General features: G+C 61.3%; 15 protein-coding genes and 1 pseudogene. 5 read left to right on the top strand and 11 right to left on the bottom strand.

Going from position 1 to position 19,854, the window contains the following annotated elements; all coding sequences use genetic code 11:
- Positions 1-2: 2 nt before the first annotated feature.
- Positions 3-6,134, bottom strand: a complete 6,132-nt coding sequence (locus tag SOM47_RS10705; RefSeq protein WP_320505525.1) for a DEAD/DEAH box helicase family protein — start codon at positions 6,132-6,134, stop codon at positions 3-5.
- Positions 6,131-9,190, bottom strand: coding sequence for a hypothetical protein (locus tag SOM47_RS10710; protein ID WP_320505526.1), 3,060 nt, complete (start codon positions 9,188-9,190; stop codon positions 6,131-6,133). The genes SOM47_RS10705 and SOM47_RS10710 overlap by 4 nt, the downstream gene beginning before the upstream one ends.
- Before the next feature lie 102 nt (positions 9,191-9,292).
- On the opposite strand from SOM47_RS10710, the gene SOM47_RS10715 reads away from it, so the two are divergent.
- Positions 9,293-9,547 carry a hypothetical protein gene (locus SOM47_RS10715; RefSeq protein WP_320505527.1) on the top strand — a complete coding sequence of 85 codons (255 nt, stop codon included), beginning with the start codon at positions 9,293-9,295 and terminating at the stop codon, positions 9,545-9,547.
- A 289-nt stretch (positions 9,548-9,836) separates the two neighbouring features.
- On the opposite strand, the gene SOM47_RS10720 is transcribed toward SOM47_RS10715, so the two are convergent.
- The 6 genes from SOM47_RS10720 to SOM47_RS10745 form a co-directional block, all read right to left on the bottom strand.
- Positions 9,837-10,472: a hypothetical protein gene (locus SOM47_RS10720; RefSeq protein ID WP_320505528.1), complete on the bottom strand. Its 636-nt coding sequence runs from the start codon at positions 10,470-10,472 to the stop codon at positions 9,837-9,839.
- A gap of 445 nt (positions 10,473-10,917) precedes the next feature.
- Positions 10,918-11,127, bottom strand: a complete 210-nt coding sequence (locus SOM47_RS10725) for a hypothetical protein (RefSeq protein WP_320505529.1) — start codon at positions 11,125-11,127, stop codon at positions 10,918-10,920.
- Positions 11,128-11,294: 167 nt separating this feature from the next.
- Positions 11,295-11,579, bottom strand: coding sequence for a hypothetical protein (locus SOM47_RS10730; protein WP_320505530.1), 285 nt, complete (start codon positions 11,577-11,579; stop codon positions 11,295-11,297).
- Positions 11,580-11,606: 27 nt separating this feature from the next.
- The gene (locus tag SOM47_RS10735) at positions 11,607-11,774 is read right to left on the bottom strand and encodes a hypothetical protein (protein ID WP_320505531.1); all 168 of its coding nucleotides are present in this window, start codon (positions 11,772-11,774) and stop codon (positions 11,607-11,609) included.
- A gap of 39 nt (positions 11,775-11,813) precedes the next feature.
- Positions 11,814-12,191, bottom strand: a complete 378-nt coding sequence (locus SOM47_RS10740) for a hypothetical protein (RefSeq protein ID WP_320505532.1) — start codon at positions 12,189-12,191, stop codon at positions 11,814-11,816.
- Positions 12,192-12,280: 89 nt separating this feature from the next.
- Positions 12,281-13,975 (bottom strand): tetratricopeptide repeat protein, encoded by a 1,695-nt coding sequence (locus SOM47_RS10745; RefSeq protein ID WP_320505533.1) that lies wholly within the window; start codon positions 13,973-13,975, stop codon positions 12,281-12,283.
- Between the two features lie 166 nt (positions 13,976-14,141).
- Between SOM47_RS10745 and SOM47_RS17650 the strand changes: the two genes are divergently transcribed.
- Together SOM47_RS17650 and SOM47_RS10750 are read left to right on the top strand one after the other, a co-directional pair.
- Positions 14,142-14,678 (top strand): zinc ribbon domain-containing protein, encoded by a 537-nt coding sequence (locus tag SOM47_RS17650; RefSeq protein ID WP_414715790.1) that lies wholly within the window; start codon positions 14,142-14,144, stop codon positions 14,676-14,678.
- On the top strand, positions 14,657-14,860 hold the full coding sequence (locus SOM47_RS10750) for an energy transducer TonB family protein (protein ID WP_320505647.1): 204 nt from the start codon (positions 14,657-14,659) through the stop codon (positions 14,858-14,860). The genes SOM47_RS17650 and SOM47_RS10750 overlap by 22 nt, the downstream gene beginning before the upstream one ends.
- A 114-nt stretch (positions 14,861-14,974) precedes the next feature.
- Here SOM47_RS10750 and SOM47_RS10755 read toward each other — a convergent pair whose 3' ends face one another.
- Positions 14,975-15,316 carry a hypothetical protein gene (locus tag SOM47_RS10755; protein WP_320505534.1) on the bottom strand — a complete coding sequence of 114 codons (342 nt, stop codon included), beginning with the start codon at positions 15,314-15,316 and terminating at the stop codon, positions 14,975-14,977.
- Between the two features lie 59 nt (positions 15,317-15,375).
- Positions 15,376-16,125 carry a hypothetical protein gene (locus tag SOM47_RS10760; protein ID WP_320505535.1) on the bottom strand — a complete coding sequence of 250 codons (750 nt, stop codon included), beginning with the start codon at positions 16,123-16,125 and terminating at the stop codon, positions 15,376-15,378.
- A 307-nt stretch (positions 16,126-16,432) separates the two neighbouring features.
- On the opposite strand from SOM47_RS10760, the pseudogene SOM47_RS17655 reads away from it, so the two are divergent.
- Both SOM47_RS17655 and SOM47_RS10770 read left to right on the top strand, forming a co-directional pair.
- Positions 16,433-16,534 (top strand): annotated as a pseudogene (locus SOM47_RS17655) (topoisomerase DNA-binding C4 zinc finger domain-containing protein); the annotation flags it as partial.
- A gap of 103 nt (positions 16,535-16,637) precedes the next feature.
- Entirely contained in the window at positions 16,638-19,286 is a 2,649-nt protein-coding gene (locus tag SOM47_RS10770; protein ID WP_320505536.1) for an excinuclease ABC subunit UvrA, read from the top strand.
- 61 nt (positions 19,287-19,347) lie between these two features.
- Here the strand turns inward: SOM47_RS10770 and SOM47_RS10775 are convergent, their stop codons facing one another.
- On the bottom strand, positions 19,348-19,791 hold the full coding sequence (locus SOM47_RS10775; RefSeq protein WP_320505537.1) for a hypothetical protein: 444 nt from the start codon (positions 19,789-19,791) through the stop codon (positions 19,348-19,350).
- Between the last annotated feature and the right edge of the window lie 63 nt (positions 19,792-19,854).

Genomic DNA, 19,854 nt, shown 5'->3' on the forward strand with positions numbered 1-19,854 from the left:
GGTCAGGCTGGCGCCAGATCCGCAGCTCTCTCCATGCGAGCGATGAGAATCTGCCTTTCGCCATTCTGGACATTGGAGTACTTTGGTGTGATCGAATTCGCTCTGGTCGTTTCCCAGTAGTCGACGCCGGGATCCAGCATGAGGGTGAGCACCCGGCCGTCGTCGAAATGCACTCGCAGTGTTCTCTGGTGAGGTACCGCTTGTCTTGACTTCTCGATCGTAGAGACCTTGAAGTCAGACAGCAGCTTCTGCAGGTCGCGTTCACGCGAAACATCGTTCTGCCAGTCACTGTATGCAGGTCGCTGCCCAGAAGGTCTGCTCATGACCGACATGGTGGTGATCTCCACTTCACGGTCGGCTCCGTGCGTGTAGCCTGTCAGCCCCTTGACGAGCGCTGCAAACACCCCGGCGCTACTGCAGCTGCGGAAGTAGCGATCGCTGTACTCGATGCGCTCAACACTGTCTTTCAGCATGGCGGGCAAGTCCGCACAAAGCTCATACAGCGCAGGAAGAATCAGCTCATTGAAGAACTGGCGCGGCTGCAGTGGCTTGTGCGGAACGATATCAAATACAGAGGCGCTGACATGCGCGTGCAGGTTGCCGGCCAGGCCTTCCGCTGGCACCCACTCGACCTGCGGGAACGCCGGGGAATGGCCCTGGATGTAGGCGCCGGTGTTGGTCTCCTGTGCCCAGCCGCTTCGTCCTTTGGACCCCTCCAGTAGAACACGCGGAACAAACCCGCCCTCTGGCTCACTCCATAGGCCAACAGAGGAAATCGCGCCTGCTTCCACGAGGATCGCGCAGCGCCGGCGGAACGTTGCCTCGCCGTCAAACCGGCCGCGCGGCACCACCAGATTGCGCACCGATGCGGGCTGGCTGTCCTGGGTGCGTCGGGCAAGTTTCAGCATCAGGCTGCTCTCACCCGGGTCCTCTTCCTCTCCAATGTAAAGGGTCAGCACCGGAGCTGCGGACAGCAAAAGCGTTGAGTTGACAGCATCGGTCAGGCTGCGTGCTTCCCATCCAGCGTCTTCGCCAAGCAGCGCCATGGCATCGTCAGGCACGAGCAGCGTGCCTCGGAACTGGCCGCCCAGGAGCTTCTGGACCGCGTGGCGATCCAGTACATCTGCCACGTCGCGGGTCTCATGTGACAGCAGGCATTCCGGGCACGCCGAGTCACAGCTGGCCGGGCACGCGGCAGCCTCGACAATGGCTGCCGAAAGAAGCTCCTCGACATTGTTCTCGAGTCTTGAAACGTATCCCGCGCCGCCTGAGGCTCTGTCAAAGATAATCACTGCAAGCCCGGCGTTGCCCTGCATCAGAACCCTCTGCACGGCAAAGCCCAGTTCGCCCAGGTCGATGCCAAGGCGTCTGGCCGCAACATTGCGCAACAGTACCGCCAGCGTTGCGGCCACTGCCTGATCTGACAGTGGCGCACCGTCCACCGACGGCACCAGCAAGTACTCAAGCACGTCTGTCCGTGTGGTTGCACCCAGCGCACCGAGCCGCTTTACCAGCCAGCCGCTTTCCTGGGCTGGCTCGCACCAGCGGTCTGTGAAAGGTTGGCGGTGCCGATAGCCGCCGCCCTTCTCCGGACTGGCCGAACCTGGCTCACACCAGCCACATGCCAGGCAGAGCGAGAAGCCGGAATGATCCTGCCCGAACGTGTGGTGATAAACCTCCGCAGAGCGCCCAACACGAGACCAGCCCGCCTGGCTGGCCAGCGCTCGACGGATAACATGGCTGCCGTCTGCGTTCCTGACACTGAAACGAGGCATTTCACCCGGTATATAAGTCGGTCTGGAGACGTCATCATTGGGTTTGGCGCCAAGCGGGACGACAAAACCAGCCGGTATGATGTACTCGAATATCCCCGGGGTGTGTTCGTCCACCACCTGGCCGCAGACCGAGCAGGCGTCCGGGCGCTCGGGTCTGTCGGTTACTTCACTGCAGGACTGGCAGATCAGGCGCCAGCGCAGATCTTGGATCTCTCCTGGCGCCATCGCCCCGGCAGGACGCTGCCAGTTCATGGTGAGGCCCCCTACCCTGTAGACCGCGCCTCCAACCACCACGTTGGCGCCTGGCTGATACTCGCGCAGCGCGACCGCAAGCTCGCGGCTGAGCGAACGGTTGCTCAGGCTCTCCCGCTCGGACATCTCGGCCCGGCCAACAATCGACTTGACGATCAGCAGCTCGCGTACATCCACCGGGAAACCGCGCGCCGGCAGGACGCCGCGAATGGTCAGAAACTGCAGGAGGTAGGCCTTACCCATCCGCACAAGGCGGTAGGAGAGTGCGTTTCTTGCCTCTTTCTGCGTGGCCGGCACTGCATCCCAATGGATCTTCGCTGAATCCCACTCGGCATACCACGACGTCGCTGCAGACTCGAATGCCTGCCTCGCCGCTTCGAGCAGTGGCTGCAAGGCTACACCCGCAAGACTTGAGCGCTCCAGCATGACTCTGATGGCATCATGCGCGGCGGGTTTGAAGTTGCTCGTTTCCTGAAGGAAAGCCATCAGCATCTGGAACGGCGCTTGGTCGCGTGTATCGGATCCTGCTTGCTCTTTCACTGGGGCTTCGAGTCCGAAGAAGCCGCCGGCTGTCATCTTCATGATTTCCCCGCCATTTCCCTGGGCGGAGATGAACTCGCGCAGCAGCCAGGCGTTGAGGTGGCGCTGGACGATGACCGGGCTTCCAAGCTGCACCACTGGCGGCCTGATACTGGTCGCCAGGAAACCGGCCGGGTCCTTGAAAATGCCCAGCGAGCGTGGCTCGTCGCGGCATACCGTATAGGCCAACGCACGCGTTTCACCGCGGCGGCCAGCGCGGCCCGCACGCTGCAGGTAGTTGGCGACCGTTGGTGGGGGATTTGCCATGGCCACAACCGCGAGGCTTCCGATATCCACACCCATTTCCATGGTAGTGGAACAGCTGAGCACATTGAGATTCCCGGCCTGGAACTCTGCGGTCAGCCGGTCGAGCTGGCGCTGATCAATCTGGGCGGAATGTTCGCGTGCCGCGTAGAATCGTGTGCCAACAAGCGCACGGTCAAGCGCTTCAGGCCAGAGCCCGAGCCTGACCAGCGGGTGGTCGCGTCGACTTTCCTCCAACCACTGCTCACGCTCCGGCACTGGCACGGAAACGCCGGCGCGCTGCCAGAACGTGTATTGCGGGACCGGCAGGGAGACCGGTTCACATGCAATTGGCACTCCGTCAGCCTGGTGATAGGGAGATACCCCCCGCAGTACCGTGTCCAGCAGGCGCCGGGTGACCGGACAGAGCCAGAGCTGAGTCGGCCGCGACAGCGATACGGTTGACCAGCGCAGGCAATGACCTCTGCCTTCGACGTTCAGCAGGTGCTCGCTGGAAATCAGGCTGCGCTTGGCAGCGTCGAGCACCTCGCTGACAAGCTGTGGGCGCATGCCGGGGAATGCAGCGCGGAGCAGGCGCGGTAGACGCGCGCGACCGCCGCTGCCGGTCTCGCTGTCAAGCCTAGGCCACTGGAACCTGTTGCCCTTCTTTTCGCCCTTCTCTATCCGGTCAACCAGATACTTGCGACTGAAGCGCGTTCCGATCCAGTTCTTCTCATCCTCGGAAAGCTCGACGCAGGCGTTCTCACGGATCACAAAATCCATGTAGATCTTCAGGAAGCTCTTCCACTCACCAACATCGCCACCAATCTCCACCCATGCCGACGGAAGCTGGCCCGCTGTGATCTTCTCGATCCCGGGATAGCAGATCGAGACCAGGCCAAGCGTCTCCAGGGAGTTTGTCCGCTTGGGCCTGCGATACAGCTCGCGCAGCAGCAGCAAGCGGGAGACAATGCCTGCAGACGTCGGCCCCATGAGCTCGGAAAAATAGGGCGCAATGGTTGAATCGATCTCAGGCTGGTCTGCCAGCCTGCTCTGGATCTCCGGCCACGACTGCGGGTGGCTGCCCTTGAGTCGGGCCTCGTGCTTCTCCAACTGCGAAGCAAGGTCTTCACGCTCCAGCGTTGCGGTAGCATGTGCCAGCTCGGCCTGGATCTGTAGAACCTTGCCTCTGCTGAACTCAATTTCCCCGAGCGTCAATGGCCTTGGCAACAGCTGCGGGACCACGTAGCGGATGTAATCCCTGAGTGCAGAATCGTACATCCTGGCCGCTCCACGCGCGGTCCCCTGTCGGCTGTCAGTGAAGGTCAACAGTCTCCGTCCTTCCATCAAGACGGAATCACCCACTGCCGCCGGATCCGGCGGTGCAGCAGCCAGCAGTTCCGGGATGATGTTGTTGAGCGAGAACGGTGCGGTAAGCCGGATCGCCCTTCGGCTTTTGTCGATGTCGGTAAATGCGTTGCCACAACCGGTGCAGCGGCATGGCCGCTCTGCCTCGACATCGTGCATCGCCATGGAGGACTTTCTGCTGTAGGGGTTCCAGACGATGCCTGCGAACTGCATCTCGCCATCCAGCGAGGCGATCTCGCCTGTCAGCGGGTTGAAGAAGGCCTCCCCGGTCGGTACACCTGCCCTGTTGTCCTCGAGGCTGCAGACAAGGACGCGGCTGTAGAGTCTTTCTTCCAACTGGTCATCGTCATTTGCTTCCACGTCAGCAAGATACTCGTCCTCCCGCTCTGCTTCCGCACGGACAAAGCGTCTGTCGGCAGACAACACGCCCTGCAGTGCAGCGGTACCACAGTCATTGCACAGCGACACCTCGAGAACCATGCTTCTGCAAAGCGGACAGGCCTTGTGCGACTGCATGAACAGTGCCCCGTAGCGCCATTCATCCAACGCGGCGTCCATGCGACCGGAACAGGCTGAGTTGATGCATGACCAGACGGAAGAAATCGTCCGTTGGAACAGATGGATTCTGATTGGCAGGAAGCGGCCGTCTGAGTGGTCTTCGTCCGCCACCTTTCCGGAAGAGGCTACATCGATCCAGCGCGCTGCATCCTGGAGGGTGGGCAGGTCTGCATGATCCGCAATCTCCCTAAGGTTGGCAGCTGACTTTCTGGTGAGGAGGTCTCGGATCGACATGGCAACAGGTGATCTGCGGAGCGCCATATGCAGGTCTGCCGCGCTGGTGTCTGCGTCCTGGCAAAGCAGCTCCAGTTCATCCAGTGCTGGTGCCTTGCCGCTTGCCGATGTGATCTGCGGGATCTCGCGATGGCCGCGCACCACCTCAACAGAATCCTCCGGGCACCCAGCGAGGTCGGCCAGAAACTTCCGGAGCGCGCGCGTAGATTCATCGCTCGCGTCACCAATCGTTGCTGAGGTAGCGATGAATCGGACATCTGACGGCTTTACGTTGAAGGCTTGAAGCGTGCGGCGCAGCAGAAGCGTCAGCTCGGCAGCGGCGCTTCCGGTGTAGGAGTGCGCCTCATCAATCACGATCCAGCGGAGCTTTCCTGAGGACGCTTCAAGGATCGGACGATCCTCCGGCCTGATCAGCATCAGTTCGAGCATCGTTGTGTTGGTGATCAGCAGTGGCGGTGGACTCAGTCGCAGCGTCTTCCTGTCAGGCACCTCGCAGGAAGAAAAGGCTGCGTGCTCATGGACCTTCAAGCTTTGCTTCATGTCACCGTTGTACAGCGCAAACCGGTGCTGTCCTGCACTCGGCTCCATCCATGCCTCGAGGCGTTCCTTCTGGCTGCGGATCAGCGCATTGAGCGGGTAGATGAAAAGCGCCTGCACTCCTGTCAACGGGGCCTTCCGCTCTTCAGTCTGCTCCCACAGGCTGCTGAGGATCGGGAACAGGAACGACTCGGTCTTGCCCGCGCCGGTACCCGCTGAGACCAGCACAGACTTGCCAGCCGCCACTGAATCAAGCGCGGCGCGCTGGTGCAAAAACGGCCTGCGGCTACGCGGGAAGTGGTAATCGCCGGACGCCTGGTCCAATGCATCAATGAAACGCGGATGCAGCAGGCCCTGCAGTTGCAGGTCGTCCAGGGTTGCTTCGCCACTCTGCCAGCGATACATGCACTCGATGAGTGGGACCCCGAGCACGGCGCCATCCTCGTTCGCGTAGCTGCCGAGCCATGACTGCAGCCAGTCGCGAAGTCCCGAATCCGCCGGCCGGTACATGCTCATCACGGCATCCGAAAGGCGCTTTGGAATGCGCTCCAGCAGAGGGTGGGTCTTCAGATTCTCGTAGGTGTTCAAGCTGCATTCTCCAACATTGCGATGGCCGAGCAGTAAGCGTCGTCAAAGAGCATCGGGTCGATCATGTAGCGCGCAAAGAGCAGGTTGTCCCGTAGCGATTGATCCATGTCGTGCCGGTACCAGGTGGCAACGGCAAGTTCATATGGGGCAAGAAGGAATGTCCGGTCAAGATCCACGCTTGGCGTGATGCTTCTTGAGCGGGTCCGCAGCGTGTCGACCAAGCCTGGAACGGAAAGCCTTTCCCACAGTTCCGCAGCCGCGTCCCTCACGGGAGGATCACGAAACTCCAGCTCCTGCTGCCGCCGGTCAGACCACTCGCCCACCGAGGTCTGCCATGCATCACTCCAAGGGCCAAACGCCGCTCTCAGCTTGACGAGCTCTCCAACACGTCCCGCCAGCGGAAGGCTGGCGAGAAGGCAGGACACATCGGTGGTCTGGGATTCGCCAAATTGCCTTCTACTCCATTCGAGCAGCTCTGCAGATGCCTGCGCGAGCGCCGCGTGCCAGAAGAAAGGCAACCCATCCAGGCCCCAGCGCAACCCCTGCTCTGCCTCCGTGTACCCGCGAAGGCGAGCCAGCGCGAGCAACCGAAGTGCCAGAAGCGGTTCTTTTGCCAGTACAAGGAACGGATCAAGCCAGCGCAGATAGAACTGGAATGAGCCAAGCCAGCCCAGCAATACATCCAGCTCCGCTGACGACTTTCCGCTGTGCGGGTCATCGGTGATGCGCCGGTAGAGCCCAATCAGGGCTGCAGATCGAGCGTGCGACTCACTAATGCCCACCGCCTGGAGAAACTCCGAAGCAGTGTCGGCCTGGTCTTCACCCAGGACCACGAGGCAGGGTGCGGCCTGGCGCGATGGATCAATCGCCAGGTAGACGCCAGGGAAGAGCTTGGCGTCAGGCAGCAGCCAGGCCTGGCTGTACTTTCGCTGCAGTTCGATTGGCTCATCGCCAGTCACGTGCGTAAGTTCCCTAAGCTGCACCCGCACGTCATCGGATGCGCCTTCCACCGTCACTTCAGCGCCGATACGCCTGATCCGATAAGGTTCGATCTCGATTCCGGGCCCATTGGGGAACTGGACCTTGAGTGCATGGGTTCTCGCGCGCGGATCGAATGAGAGTGCCTCAAGGAAGCCGCTCACTTCAGAAAGTGGCAGGCGGTTGGCACGCAAGGAGAGGCTGTGGACGGCATTCCAGGACGCGCTGGCCCGCCTCACCTCGAGACGGTTGTGCAATGCCGTGCCGGCCTGGGCCACGATCCTGCCCGCGGCGATCGAACTCACGCGGCGCATTCCAGTCGCAGTTTCCTCGCCACTTGCCAGGTCAATGAATGAAGCCGGCTTTGGGCATTCGAATAGCAGATCCGCCCTGGTGCCTGCAAACAGAAGTGTGACGGTGAGCAGGCTGGAGCCTGCGAATTTGATCGTGCAGGTTCCGTCGGCCGCCGTAGCGTGGCCAGCAATCGTAACGCCGGCTGGCAAGGACAGCGACAGGTGACGATTGGTAGTGCGGTGATCGAAGCCTTGAGGAAGCACGAGAACGCGTCGGCGCTCGGCAATCACTGCACTGGTGTCATCAACCAGACGGAATTGCATATCGCCACTGGCGCCTCTGGCCGATTGGCCTAGCCACGCACTGTCTCCCGCCCTGCGCCATTCAATACGGCCTGAGAGTCCGCCGAGCTTTCGGGGGTTTGCGTCTCCAACAAAGACTGTTGAATAGCCCTTCACGCGGAAGTGTGGAGTGCGTCCGGAGAAGTCGAGATAGCCTTGCGGGCCTGCATAGCCTGATTCAACAACGGCGAAGTCTCCGTCCGCAGCCGTAAAGACGGCCTTGCCGGAGACGCTCCAGAGTGGTCGCGCCGAGCCATTCACCATCAGTTTCTCGCCCAGGGCTGTCGCCTCTCCGGTGACGATAGTGCCCTCGGGTGCCGCAGCCAGCAGTGTGCGCGTGCGGAGCCTGACCGGTGCCGGAGAGCGGTAAACGGGATCGCCATCTCCAGGCTCGAAGACCCATACGCAACGTTCGTCGAGCGGTTCGCCACCGATACAGTCGAGGCGGCGATACGTGCCGGCGTCACTGATGACAAGCGAAACCGCGCGGTCGGAAACGTTCTCGGAAAGGTCCTGGACCGCGCTCGCCTGAAAGAACCTGCCTCCGTCTTTTCGCCTTGCCTTGAAGGCCTCGCCGACAGGCTCTCCCGCAATCGCATAGTGGACAGCAACAAGGCCTGGCACCTCTCCGGCTGCTTCGAAGCCCGTGCCGTCGATCATCGCGCGGGTGTTAAGCGTCCATGCGCCATGTCGCCTCGATATGATTCGCTCGATGGCACAAGCAGCGCCTTCGGTCGCAGCCAGCGCCACGTTGAGCAGATGCCCAACGATCTCCTTTGCCGCATCTTCCTCAACACGGAATGGCAGGGCCTGCATCCAACCCGGCATGCTCCAGATCCTGTCCAGCGCCCCACCTTCCCACTGCGCATCCGTGGTGAGCTTGAGGACTGCGCGAACAAGGTCAACACACAGGCCTGGCAGGTGCTCCGTGTGTTCATGTGCTTTGCGAAGGTCACTTCTTGCGTCCGCTGCACCGATGAGTGCCTGTGCAGTCGCTTGGGCATCCACTCCTCCGGCAACTTCGTGCTGCATGAGGCTGTCCAGGATCTTCCGGATGGGCTTCCCTTGCCGGATCATGCCACTCGGCAGTCCAGCTTGGCCGATCACGGTCTCAAGCAGAAGATCGGCTCCTGGGCGGCTGACGACAGGTATCCGATAGAAGCTGAAGCTCTCATCCATCAGCTCGCGGAAGCGCGCGCCATTCCGGTTATAGAGCCGCAGGATTTCCTCGCCGCAATGATTCCAGGAGGGTGAGCCCCCGTCATAGTTGGAAGCAAAACGTGCGGCCGCAACAGGTGCAAGCGCTTGCACCTGTATTTTCCTGGAGACCAGCGGATTATTGATTGAGGCTTCGAGGGCGGAAAGTGCCCAGAGACCTGCCCTGTAGCGGTACAGCGGCCGACCATCGACCGGCTCAGTGCCGAGCATTTTGATTCCCTTCATCGCCGCCCCCTCAGGCGCTTCCTTGCTATGCTCCAAGCATTACACAGATTTCGGGCAGTTGAGTAGCCATTGCTGGTGGCGCAGTCGTAGGACCTGAGGCCTTTGAGCGCCGGCGAGCAGTCCGCTGCCGATCGTGCTGTTTTTCATTTGGGCACTACTCCAGGCGCGCGTGCCATCGGCCTGGCTGCCAAGCGGTTTCACGAGAGAATGTTGTCTTCGCTTGCCGGCAGGGTTATCCATTCACGCCATGCAGTTGATCAGGCGAACGATGCCGAGACATCCAGATCCTTGATCAATAACGCGTTTTTCCGCGATTTCGTGCGTGAAGATCCGGCCATATCTTACTGGGGCCTTTGATCGGTATTCAACGAAGCGATCGTTGCTGACAACGTAGTCATGCTTATCTGGTGCAAGGTTCAGCACGGTCTCGTCACGATGTGGACAACGGCGCCTGGTCCAAGGACGTCGCGAATTAGCCGCTCGTCGAGCCCGTGCCGGGTACGGATGTTCTCGGTCCTGGTCGAGGTTTAAGACACGAGGCCAGGTAGGGAGTCGAGCATGCTCGACTCTACTTTGCGGGCTCCTGGAGGGAAGCTTCCAGCAACGCAACGTAGGTATCAAGTCGGGTTCGCTGGGCGATCAAAACCTACCCGATCAGGTACAGCAGCACCAGGGCGAAGATCAGGACGGCGCCCGCCCAGCCGATGTCGTAGACCCCCGTCCAGTCGCCCCAGCGCCAGTTGCGGAACTGCAGGTACAGCGCGATCAGGAGCGGAAATGGACCGAGGCGTTGCAGCCCTCCGTACATGATGCCCATCCGTTCGGTCATGCGGGTGCGCAGTGCGCTGACGTAGCGGAGCCGCTGCTCCCTATCTTCGCGCGGAAACATGCAGTGTTCGGCAATGACGGACTGCCAGTGCAGGAAATCGTTGTCCATTTCCCTGGCGTGCGACAACCGGGGCTGGGAGTACTGACGGTACTCCCGGCGCAGACTCAGGAATCCGCCAACCAGGAAGCCTCCGATTTCCACAATCAGGCAGGTAAGCGTCACTGGCAGAAGCACGATCGCAGGTATCCAGCGAACGAGCAGCAGGCCGCTGACCAGCCCGATCAGCGCCGCCCCCACGCCTACGCGGTACGACCATTTCTCAACCACGCCAGCCTCGGGGTAGATGGACTGGTTCCTCAGTCCCTGAATCCGGCTGTGCAGCCCATGGAACGTCAGGGCATTACTCTCTTCCAGGCCCGGAACCTGGGTGTCCTTGCCCATCTGCATTTCCATTGCGTATCCCGTTCCGAAGGCGCCTCTTGGCCGGCATCTTAGCCTTTGCGAGACCGCTGGCGGCGTCCTATCAGCTGTCGGACGAAAGTCGAGCAAGCTCGACCCTACCGGGCTCGGCACCAGGTACCACTCAATCCGAATCCCAGTAACGATTGAAGCGTCCCGTCTTTGTATCGTAGAGGAAAAACGAGGTGCTGCTTCCTTCTCGGAAGTAGTTGAGCGCCTGTGTCCGGCTGCAGATCCTTCCACCAGTGTCAACAAGGTCGTTCATCGTGTTGTAGAGGTGACAGCCCGGGGCGCGCACATCCAGCCCCATGATGTCATAGGCGTCTTCCAGGTCATCATCGACAAGAATATGGCAGTTGGACGGCGATTTTGGCGCCTTCTTCCCAAAGCAGACCCGCAGCCCTGAGTGGTGCCTGGCGCGGTCGATGACCAGTTTCGCTTAGTCTTTCAAGCCATCGCCGTTCATGTCGAGGCTTACTTTGGCGAACGCGGTAGGCGACGCTCGTCGCCATTCGTCCTGCTTCTTGAGCGCTTCGAATTTGACCGTCTCCCAACGCACCGAACGTTCGCCTGCGCTTGCTGGCACGGGTGCAGACAACGCCACTGCAAGGGCGGCCGCTGCGCTGAGAGGAGCTAGTCGATTCAACATGTGAACGATCCGTCTATCCAGCTGCCGGGATTCTGCTCCTAATACAGAGCGGGTGCGCAGTAGGGATTTTCCGTTTCGTACTGTAGGCAGCTCCTGATAGTGACTCCAGCGGTCATTTGGGCGCTTTCGACGGGTCCACCCTCACCCCTGAACCAGGCCCCGCGGAGTCAAAGCGGGTGCACGCGCAACAGCAACCCAGCCACAGAAATGCTGTTCACAGCCACATGATGGACGACTGAAAGCCAGTAGCCCTTATTCCCGCGCTTTGCACGCAGGATCAGAAGGCTCATGACAAGGAAGCTTGGGGACACAGCAACGTAGGCCGGCTGCCCAGACGCCAGGATTTGCGCGATCGCAGCGAGCATCGCTGCAGTGCCGGAGATCTGGAGGTCTCCCCTGAAGGCCCTTCCCAGCAGCGCGACAACTGCGTAGAGAATGAGGTTCTCGAACACTGGCGCTATCGACAGAGCGTAGACCATTTAGCCCGCGCTGACGCTGGCTTCTACTTGAGCCCAGCCGCCGCTCTCCATTGCGCTGGGAGTGAAAAACTCGACCAGCGAAATCAGTGCGCTCGAGGCGAGGAAGAATAATGGTGCTACGAAAATCGCTAACAGCCAGAGCTGCCTTTCATTCCAGAAACGATGCATTCGCGAGGCTTCCGAAGTGGGTGTGAACATGCCCCAGGATCACTGTCGCCACGCGCTACCCAATCCATGTCCAATCACATAGAACTCAACAAGCCCGAAGACGCCCAGAAACACCCAGGTTACCCAGTTGAGCGTCTCGAACGAGAGCCCAAGCGGAGCCTGCAGGGCGTCGGCGGCTGCGAAGGCCACCAGAGAGAACGGTAGCGTCACCATCACGACCAGGTAGATGAAATCCACGCTGTCCAGCAGATCCAACAGCAGGCAGGCCAGGTACAGGAGCGCGAACGCCGCCGCCTCCCACCTGCCCGATCTGGACCATGCTCTGCCCAGGACCGAACGCCATTCAATGGGGTAATGGCGTTGCTTTTTCGGCAGCCTCGCTGCCTCACGTGGTACACGGCGAACTCGGCTGATCATGGGCGCGCCCCTTGGCGAGTGGATCGTCGTCCAGATGAAGTCGGGACGTCAAGGGCCGAGTGATGGCCGGGATGACCACGCCGGTTCTGTTACTGCGCGGATGGCGGGTTGGCAGCCCCATGGCACTTCTTGTACTTCTTACCCGATCCGCACCCGCACGCCTCGTTGCGGCCGGGCGTCTCCACCGCCCTCAAGGGGCGGGTCACCGCTACCTGCGGTGCCGCGGTTCGTGCAGGCGGATCAATGCATGCCTCCCGACACATCATGAGGGTGTTGGTGATTACAGCACTACGTTCCGTCGACCGCACGATCTGTGACTGGATCTGGTCAAATCGCGCAGATCGATCTGTGACGGGGACGCAGTGTCTGTCGAAGAGCCAGAGCGTGTGCAAATGCCAAGTTTCCAGGGCGCCATGGTCGGCCTGCCTGATCAGATCTCGAGCTCGACAAACGATCCGCTTGCAGGCATCCAGGCAGTCATCCCGCAGCTGATGAGGATCCTCCGTGGCAACCATTTCAAAACAGACCTGCAGGTACTCGGCTGCCTTCACCCAGTCTTCCAAGTGCGTGGCCCGGCGTTCGATCATTCTGGCAGCGTACAAGGCAGAGCGCGCCCTGTAGTCGGGAAACTGTAGCGCACGAATGTACTGCTCCTCAGCGTCGAGTTCGGATCGTCCGGGGATGAGCCCACCCTCAATCGACGCCGCAAGGTTATAGATGGCGTCTGGATATCCTTGGGACGCTGCCTCCTGAAGATAGGTAAGCCCCTTTGCCATGTCCTTCTGGACGCCGTCCCCATGTAGATACATCACGGAAAGGTTGTACTGGGCCTGGGGGTCACCGGCATTGGCAGCCTCGGTTGTGTACCTGGCTGCGGCCGCCTTGTCCGCGATGCCGCCAATCCCAAGAGAGAGCATTGCTCCCAGTTGCGCGAGCGCTTCCGGATGACCTGACCGTACGGCCTTTTCATACATTTCCCTGGCCAGCGCGGGATCCTTCTGGAAGATTCCATTTCCGTGCAGGTAGGCATTGCCCACATAGACAAGCGCATCAGGAAGATCCGCCTTGGCGGCATGGGCTATGAAGTTCTGTCCACGGGTGTGCTGCGGATCGGTTGGCGTTGACTCGCTGACAAGGTGATGTCCAAATGAGTAGCTTGCGCCGACGTGCTCCTTGACTGCGGCCCTGCGCATCCAGAAGAGTGCGTGTTCCATGCTTTCCTCAGCAGCGACGCACTCATGGGCAGAAAGTTCGTAAGGCTGGCGGCCAGCGGGACTCGAGCACTCCATGAAGTACGATCCGGCTTGGAACATTGCCTCCGGATCACCGTCCAGCATGGCTTTCCCACACATCTGCCATAGAGCGTTGGACTTCACGGGGGCTACGATGCAGTCAATTTCGACATGATGCGTTCGCCAATACAGCTCCTTCAGAAGCCGCAGAGCGGCGTCGAGTGACAGCTTGGACATGCCACCGAAGTCGTGTGAAGTGTAGCCGTAGTGCTCGGGATGAGCCGCTATGTTGCCGTTGAAATGCAGTACACCCAGAGCACTCAACACAGGCCGGTTCGCTATGCCGCGAGTGCCGAGGTTTCGAATCTTCTGTGCAAGGGGCTCATTACTCTGAGCATTGCGCTCATCTACGAGCGTACAGAATCTATGGGCGAAGCCGCGAAGATGGGAAAGGCTGAGTGCCGGGGCCTCTCCACTCAGGTTCTTGCCGCTCTCGTACAGCCTGCCCAGCTCAGGGTCGAGCGCCATGGCAAGCTCAATGTCATCGATCATCTTGCGTGGCAGAATTCAATAGGTTGGCGAGATTCTAACGGTTGCCGCGAGCGCCGCAACGACGTCATGTAGGCGGTATGGAGCGGGTACACGAGAGTGGCCAGTTCCCGCACCCATTAGATTTCCCCAGCAGTGACCCGATGCCCTCTGGTCTTTATCGAACGTGATGACAGCGGCCCTCGATGCCTATAATCGCGAGCGATGGCCAGCGTGCCATCCAGGACATCACATAGCCACGAAGGCACAGGGGGATAACTTGGCACTGATCAATTGCTCGGAATGCGGGAGGCAGGTCAGTGACCGCGCTTCCTCATGTCCACACTGCGGAAACCCGATATCGGTCGCGCGGGAGCCCGCCTCTGGCATGCCCGTCAATGGCGACACGCCTGGGCCCCAACAGGCCGCGACAGCTTCAGCTGGCGATACTGCGCCGCTGCAGTTCAGGCAAAGCAAGGCCGAGCGGAATGCCCGGCGGAGCCCTTGGCCAGCGCCGCTGCTGGTTGGCGCTGTCCTCGCTGGCGCTGCTTGGTTTGCCTGCGGGCACCTTCCTACGGGCCAAGGTGCCGAGAACGAGAACTACGCGCTGGACTCAAAGGGCTACATCGCATCGATTGGGTCTGCATTCTTTGACAAGCCGAAATCCTTGCTTCTCGTGGACGACACCACAGGGAAAGCGCTGGCATCGAGGGCGCTGTCCGGGTGAGGGTCGATGTCGATGCGCAGGGTTATCCCACCGATGTGTCGGTGGAGACATCCTCCGGTAACAGCGACCTGGGTCGCGCCGCCAAGGAGGCCGCGCGGCGATGGACCTTCAACCCGGCAACCATCGATGGAATGCCTGCAAGAGGGCGTATCGTGGTTCCGGTGACGTTCGCCCTGAACTGATCGCTCTCAACGCGGCGCTGGGAAGTCCGGCCTCGCTCTCGTGAGTAGAACAGCTGCCCGGCTGATGAGCGCCGGGCAGCTGCCTTGAACCCTTGGTGGGCTTCCTGCACCGGGCTACTTCTGGAGGACGTCGCGCACCTGGTCCAGCTTCTTTGCGCTCCTGATGTAGTCCTCATGAAGGCTTTTGATGCGCGCACTCAGTGAAGCAGCAAGTTCTTTGCGCTGCGCCCCCGTAGTGGCCTTTGCCATGAGAGCCAGTTCCTTGTTGATCGCCTTGAAGCGACCAATCGCTGACTGCGAACCCGTATCGAGAACCACGGCGCGGAGCGCGGAGTACTTGACCTCCGGGAAGTGTTCCCGACGGATGTCGACCAGCTTCATCCCTTCCCGCGCAAGTCGATTTACCTTCTTCTGATCCGCACTGCTCAGCGTCACTGCCTTCTTTTCTTCAGCCATCTTGCTCTCCTTGAAAAAACGTTGATTCCATCCGCGGTGTGGGTCATGCGGCAAGGCCGCTACTGCTTGGGTGGCCACTGCTCCAGCCACCAGTCCTGCTCATCGCGTAGCACGGGAACCCACACGCGACTTTCATAGGAGGGGTTGTAGACGGCGGCCATCGAATCGCTCAGGGCGGATCGCTTCCTGGACACATCAACAGCGGGGGCAGTCCACCTGCGGCGCTTCCTGATGCGGAATCGATCCTCAGGATCGACCGTGACGTGAACACCAATGGCATCGCCATTACCAGCAAGCGCATACTCAAAGTTCGAAAGCTCCCATGAACCCTTGAGATCGGCAAGAAGCTCCAGTTCACCGAGCAGTTGTCCGTGATCGGTCGCGAGAACGATTGCCGTAAACGCCCTCTTGTTTGGATCCTCGATCGTCTGACTGCGGACCACGTTCAAGCGCGTACGAACAAGCATGGCAGTTGGCCCGTGCCTCGTCTTGGACACGCTGGTCAACACACCTCCGCAAGCGACGAGTTCGAATTGGAGCCAGTCGAAGGCGTCCCTGATGGCGACGCCCAGGCTGAACTCCCCATCGTGATCTGGAACCGCGTCCATGAATGGCAGCGGGTTGGGATAGCGAGGCTCGCCCTCAACGCGCACCTGCCGAACAGCGTCCCGATAGTTCATCCCCGCCAGTGCGTAGGCCACCAGATCTCTGATGTTCCGGCAGGCCTTGGGCGAGCTCCAGTTCTCTGGGAAGATGCGAGCAATGTCCGACGCGGCGCGATCGGCAACAAGCTCCAATACTGTCTTCATGCAACACAGTCCTTTGCGTTCAAAGAGGCGACGCAGGCGCAACCGCCCAAGTCCATGGCTACTTATCGGCTCGAACACAGGAACATTGAGTACTTTCTGCTGCGCACGTCATGCATGTCTGCCCGAGCAGAGGATCAACGACCGCAGATCGCAGTACGCCGCTCGGCGAGATACTGCTGGGAAGCACATGGAGCTGATCCGTGGCGAGGAGCTTCTCGGCATGATCCGTGCAGTGCAGAAGCCAGCTGCGAATCGTGTCGAACCACAGCTTGAGCCTGCACGTTGCCCCATCCCCAAGGCAGCTGCCTGCAGAAGGTGCGGAAGCGTGCTCGTCCAAAGGACCAATCGCCGAACCGGCGAGCAGTTCCACGGATGCAGCCAGTTCCCACGCTGCCGCGGCACGGCATAGCCATCGCCCGCAACGCCCTCACCCACATTCACCCCGCAGCAGCGAGAATGAGCAACCGGGCCCGCTGTCAGGCGTGCCGCTCACTGCCTGCAGGACCGCCGCCATGCCCCACCCGCCCATCGATCCGTCATCCTCCGCTGCCGCAGCCAGCGGTTGCATCGAGGTCCGCGGAGCGCGCGAGCACAACCTCAAGAATGTCGATGTCTCCATTCCCCGCAATGCGCTGGTCGTGCTCTCGGGGGTATCGGGTTCGGGAAAGTCATCGCTGGCCTTTGGCACTGTCTTCGCTGAGGCGCAGCGGCGCTATTTCGAGTCCGTAGCGCCTTACGCACGGCGCCTTATCGATCAGGTGGGCGTGCCCGATGTGGATGCCATCGACGGGCTGCCGCCGGCGGTAGCGCTGCAGCAGCAGCGCGGTGCCAGTAATGCACGTTCGTCAGTGGGCAGTGTGACCACGCTGTCCAGCCTGGTGCGGATGATGTATTCGCGTGCAGGGGCCTACCCGCCCGGCCAGCCCATGCTCTACGCCGAGGACTTCTCACCCAACACCGCGCAGGGCGCCTGCAGCACCTGCCATGGTCTTGGGCACGTCTACGAGGTGACCGAAGCGCTGATGGTCCCGGACCCGTCGCTGAGCATCCGCGAACGGGCCATCGCCTCCTGGCCGCCGGCATGGCACGGCCAGAACCTGCGCGACATCCTGGTCACGCTGGGCTACGACATCGACGTGCCGTGGAAGAAGCTGCCGAAGAAGGACAGGGAGTGGATCCTGTTCACCGAGGAGGCGCCAAGCGTGCCGGTCTATGCAGGCTTCACCCCGGCCGAAACCCGCGCCGCCCTGAAGCGGAAGCTTGAACCGAGCTACATGGGGACCTTCACCGGCGCCCGCCGCTACGTATTGCACACCTTTGCCACTACCCAGAGCGCGCTGATGCGGAAGCGGGTTTCCCGCTACATGGAGGGCAAGCTGTGTCCCGCCTGCCACGGCAAGCGTCTGAAACCTGAAGCGCTGTCGGTCACCTTCGCCGGCGTGGACATCGGCGAGTTCATGCACCTGCCATTGGATCAACTGGCGGATCTGCTGGAGCCTGTGGCACAGGGTGATTTCAGCGCACATAGCCGTGGCTCACGCAATAAGAACGCGACACGCCGCGACCGCGCCCAACGGGTGGCAAGCGGGCGAACTGCCCACGCGGCGGCCCCTGACGTACGCCTGACCTCGTCCCTGTCAGAGGAAAAGCGCATGGCGGCCCAGCGGCTGGCGGGCGGCATCATGGCGCGCGTCTCGCAGCTGCGTTCGCTCGGGGTGGGGTATCTCTCCCTGGATCGCGCGACACCCACGCTTTCGGCCGGCGAACTGCAGCGTCTGCGACTGGGTACACAGCTGAGCTCGTTGCTCTTCGGCGTGCTGTACGTACTGGATGAGCCATCGGCTGGCCTGCATCCTGCCGACAGCGAGGCGCTGTACGATGCGCTTGGCCAGCTGCGCGACGGGGGTAATTCGGTTTTCGTCGTCGAACACGATCTGGAGCTGATGCGCCGCGCGCAATGGCTGGTGGATGTTGGCCCGCAGGCGGGCGAGCACGGCGGGCGCGTTCTCTACAGTGGCGAGCCCGATGGCCTGCGGCAGGTGCAGGATTCCCGCACCGCCCAGTATCTTTTCGACCAGGTGCCTGCGCCTGCAAGCCGCACGCGCAAAGCCGGTAGCTGGCTGGAACTGAAGGGTATCCACCGCCACAACCTGCAGGGGGTGGATGCGCAGCTGCCGCTGGGATTGCTGACTGCAGTGACCGGGATTTCGGGGTCGGGCAAGTCCAGCCTGATGGCGCAGGCGCTGCCGGAGCTGGTGCTGCTGCACCTGGGCCACGAGCCGCCGGAGGATGGCGCCGATGTCGCGCCCACCGATGGGCCAACCGTCATCGAAGCAACGCGGGGGCGACTGGCAGGCGATGTGGATGCCATCCAGCGGGTCGTCCAGGTGGACCAGAAGCCCATCGGCCGCACGCCGCGGTCGAATCTGGCTACCTATACCGGGCTGTTCGACAATGTGCGGAAGCTGTTCGCCAGTACCCCGGACGCACGCCGACGCCGTTTCGATGCCGGCCGCTTCTCGTTCAACGTGGCCAAAGGCAGATGTCCGACCTGCGAGGGCGAGGGGTTCGTCAGCGTCGAGCTGCTGTTCATGCCGAGCGTCTATGCGCCCTGCCCTGCGTGCCATGGCGCGCGCTACAACGAGGCCACGCTGAAGGTGCTGTGGAATGGCCGCAACATTGCCGAGGTCCTGCAGTTGACGGTTGACCAGGCGCACGCGTTCTTTGGCGAGGAGGATGCGATTGCCCGCTCGCTGCAGGTGCTTCGGGAAATCGGGCTGGGCTATCTGCGGCTGGGCCAGCCGGCCACGGAACTTTCAGGTGGTGAGGCACAACGCATCAAGCTGGCAACCGAGCTGCAGCGCGGCCAGCGAGGTCGCACGCTCTATGTACTCGACGAACCGACTACCGGCCTGCATGCGTCGGACGCGGACAGGTTGATGCTTCAGCTGCAGCGGTTGGTTGATGCAGGGAACACGGTGGTGATGATCGAACATGACATGCGGGCGGTCGCGCAGGCCGATTGGGTGATTGACGTGGGGCCTGGCGCAGGTGCTGCGGGCGGCACCATCGTGGCGAAGGGAACGCCGCATCAGGTGGCTCGTGCCAAGGCAAGCAGGACGGCCCCTTTCCTCGCGCGCGAGCTCTCGCGCGGGGGCTGAGCCGGGAGCAGCAGTGTGCCGGCCTTGGTTGCCCTAGAAGGAAGCCGGATGCTGAGTGGGCTCAGCCACCTGCAATCTTGCTTAGCAGGTTCACGAGGACACCCTCGCCCATGCGCCTCACTACGCGTACCACAGGGTGCGGAGGCTGGCTCAGCTGCGGGAGATAGACGTAGCAGCCGGTTTTGAAGGTAAAGTGCTGGGCCAAAAAACAGAGTTCGGCAGCAATCGCCTCCTCGTGTACGCCGGTGCCATGCAATCGCACAAAGCGCTCCAGCGCAAGTGCTGCGATCGTTTCGCCTAAGACCTCCGTCTCCCGTTGCCGATCACCTTGCCAGCAGACCCGAATCCAACCTTCGTTGCCCGAATCTTCGCCCGCACTAAAAGGCAGGATGAGCGTGCCGTCCTGCAGGCTGCGAGCGCACCAGGCATTCTCATGGTGCTCACCGAAATAGAGAGGCATCAGGTTGGCAATGAAGCCGACGATTGCTGTACTTTTATTGGTCATTAGCATATCCATGCCGGTCCGTCATCCATTGCGTAATTGTGCGCACAGATACGATAGCCGCTC

This window comes from Stenotrophomonas sp. CFBP8980, from assembly GCF_034046095.1.
GTDB lineage: Bacteria > Pseudomonadota > Gammaproteobacteria > Xanthomonadales > Xanthomonadaceae > Stenotrophomonas > Stenotrophomonas lacuserhaii.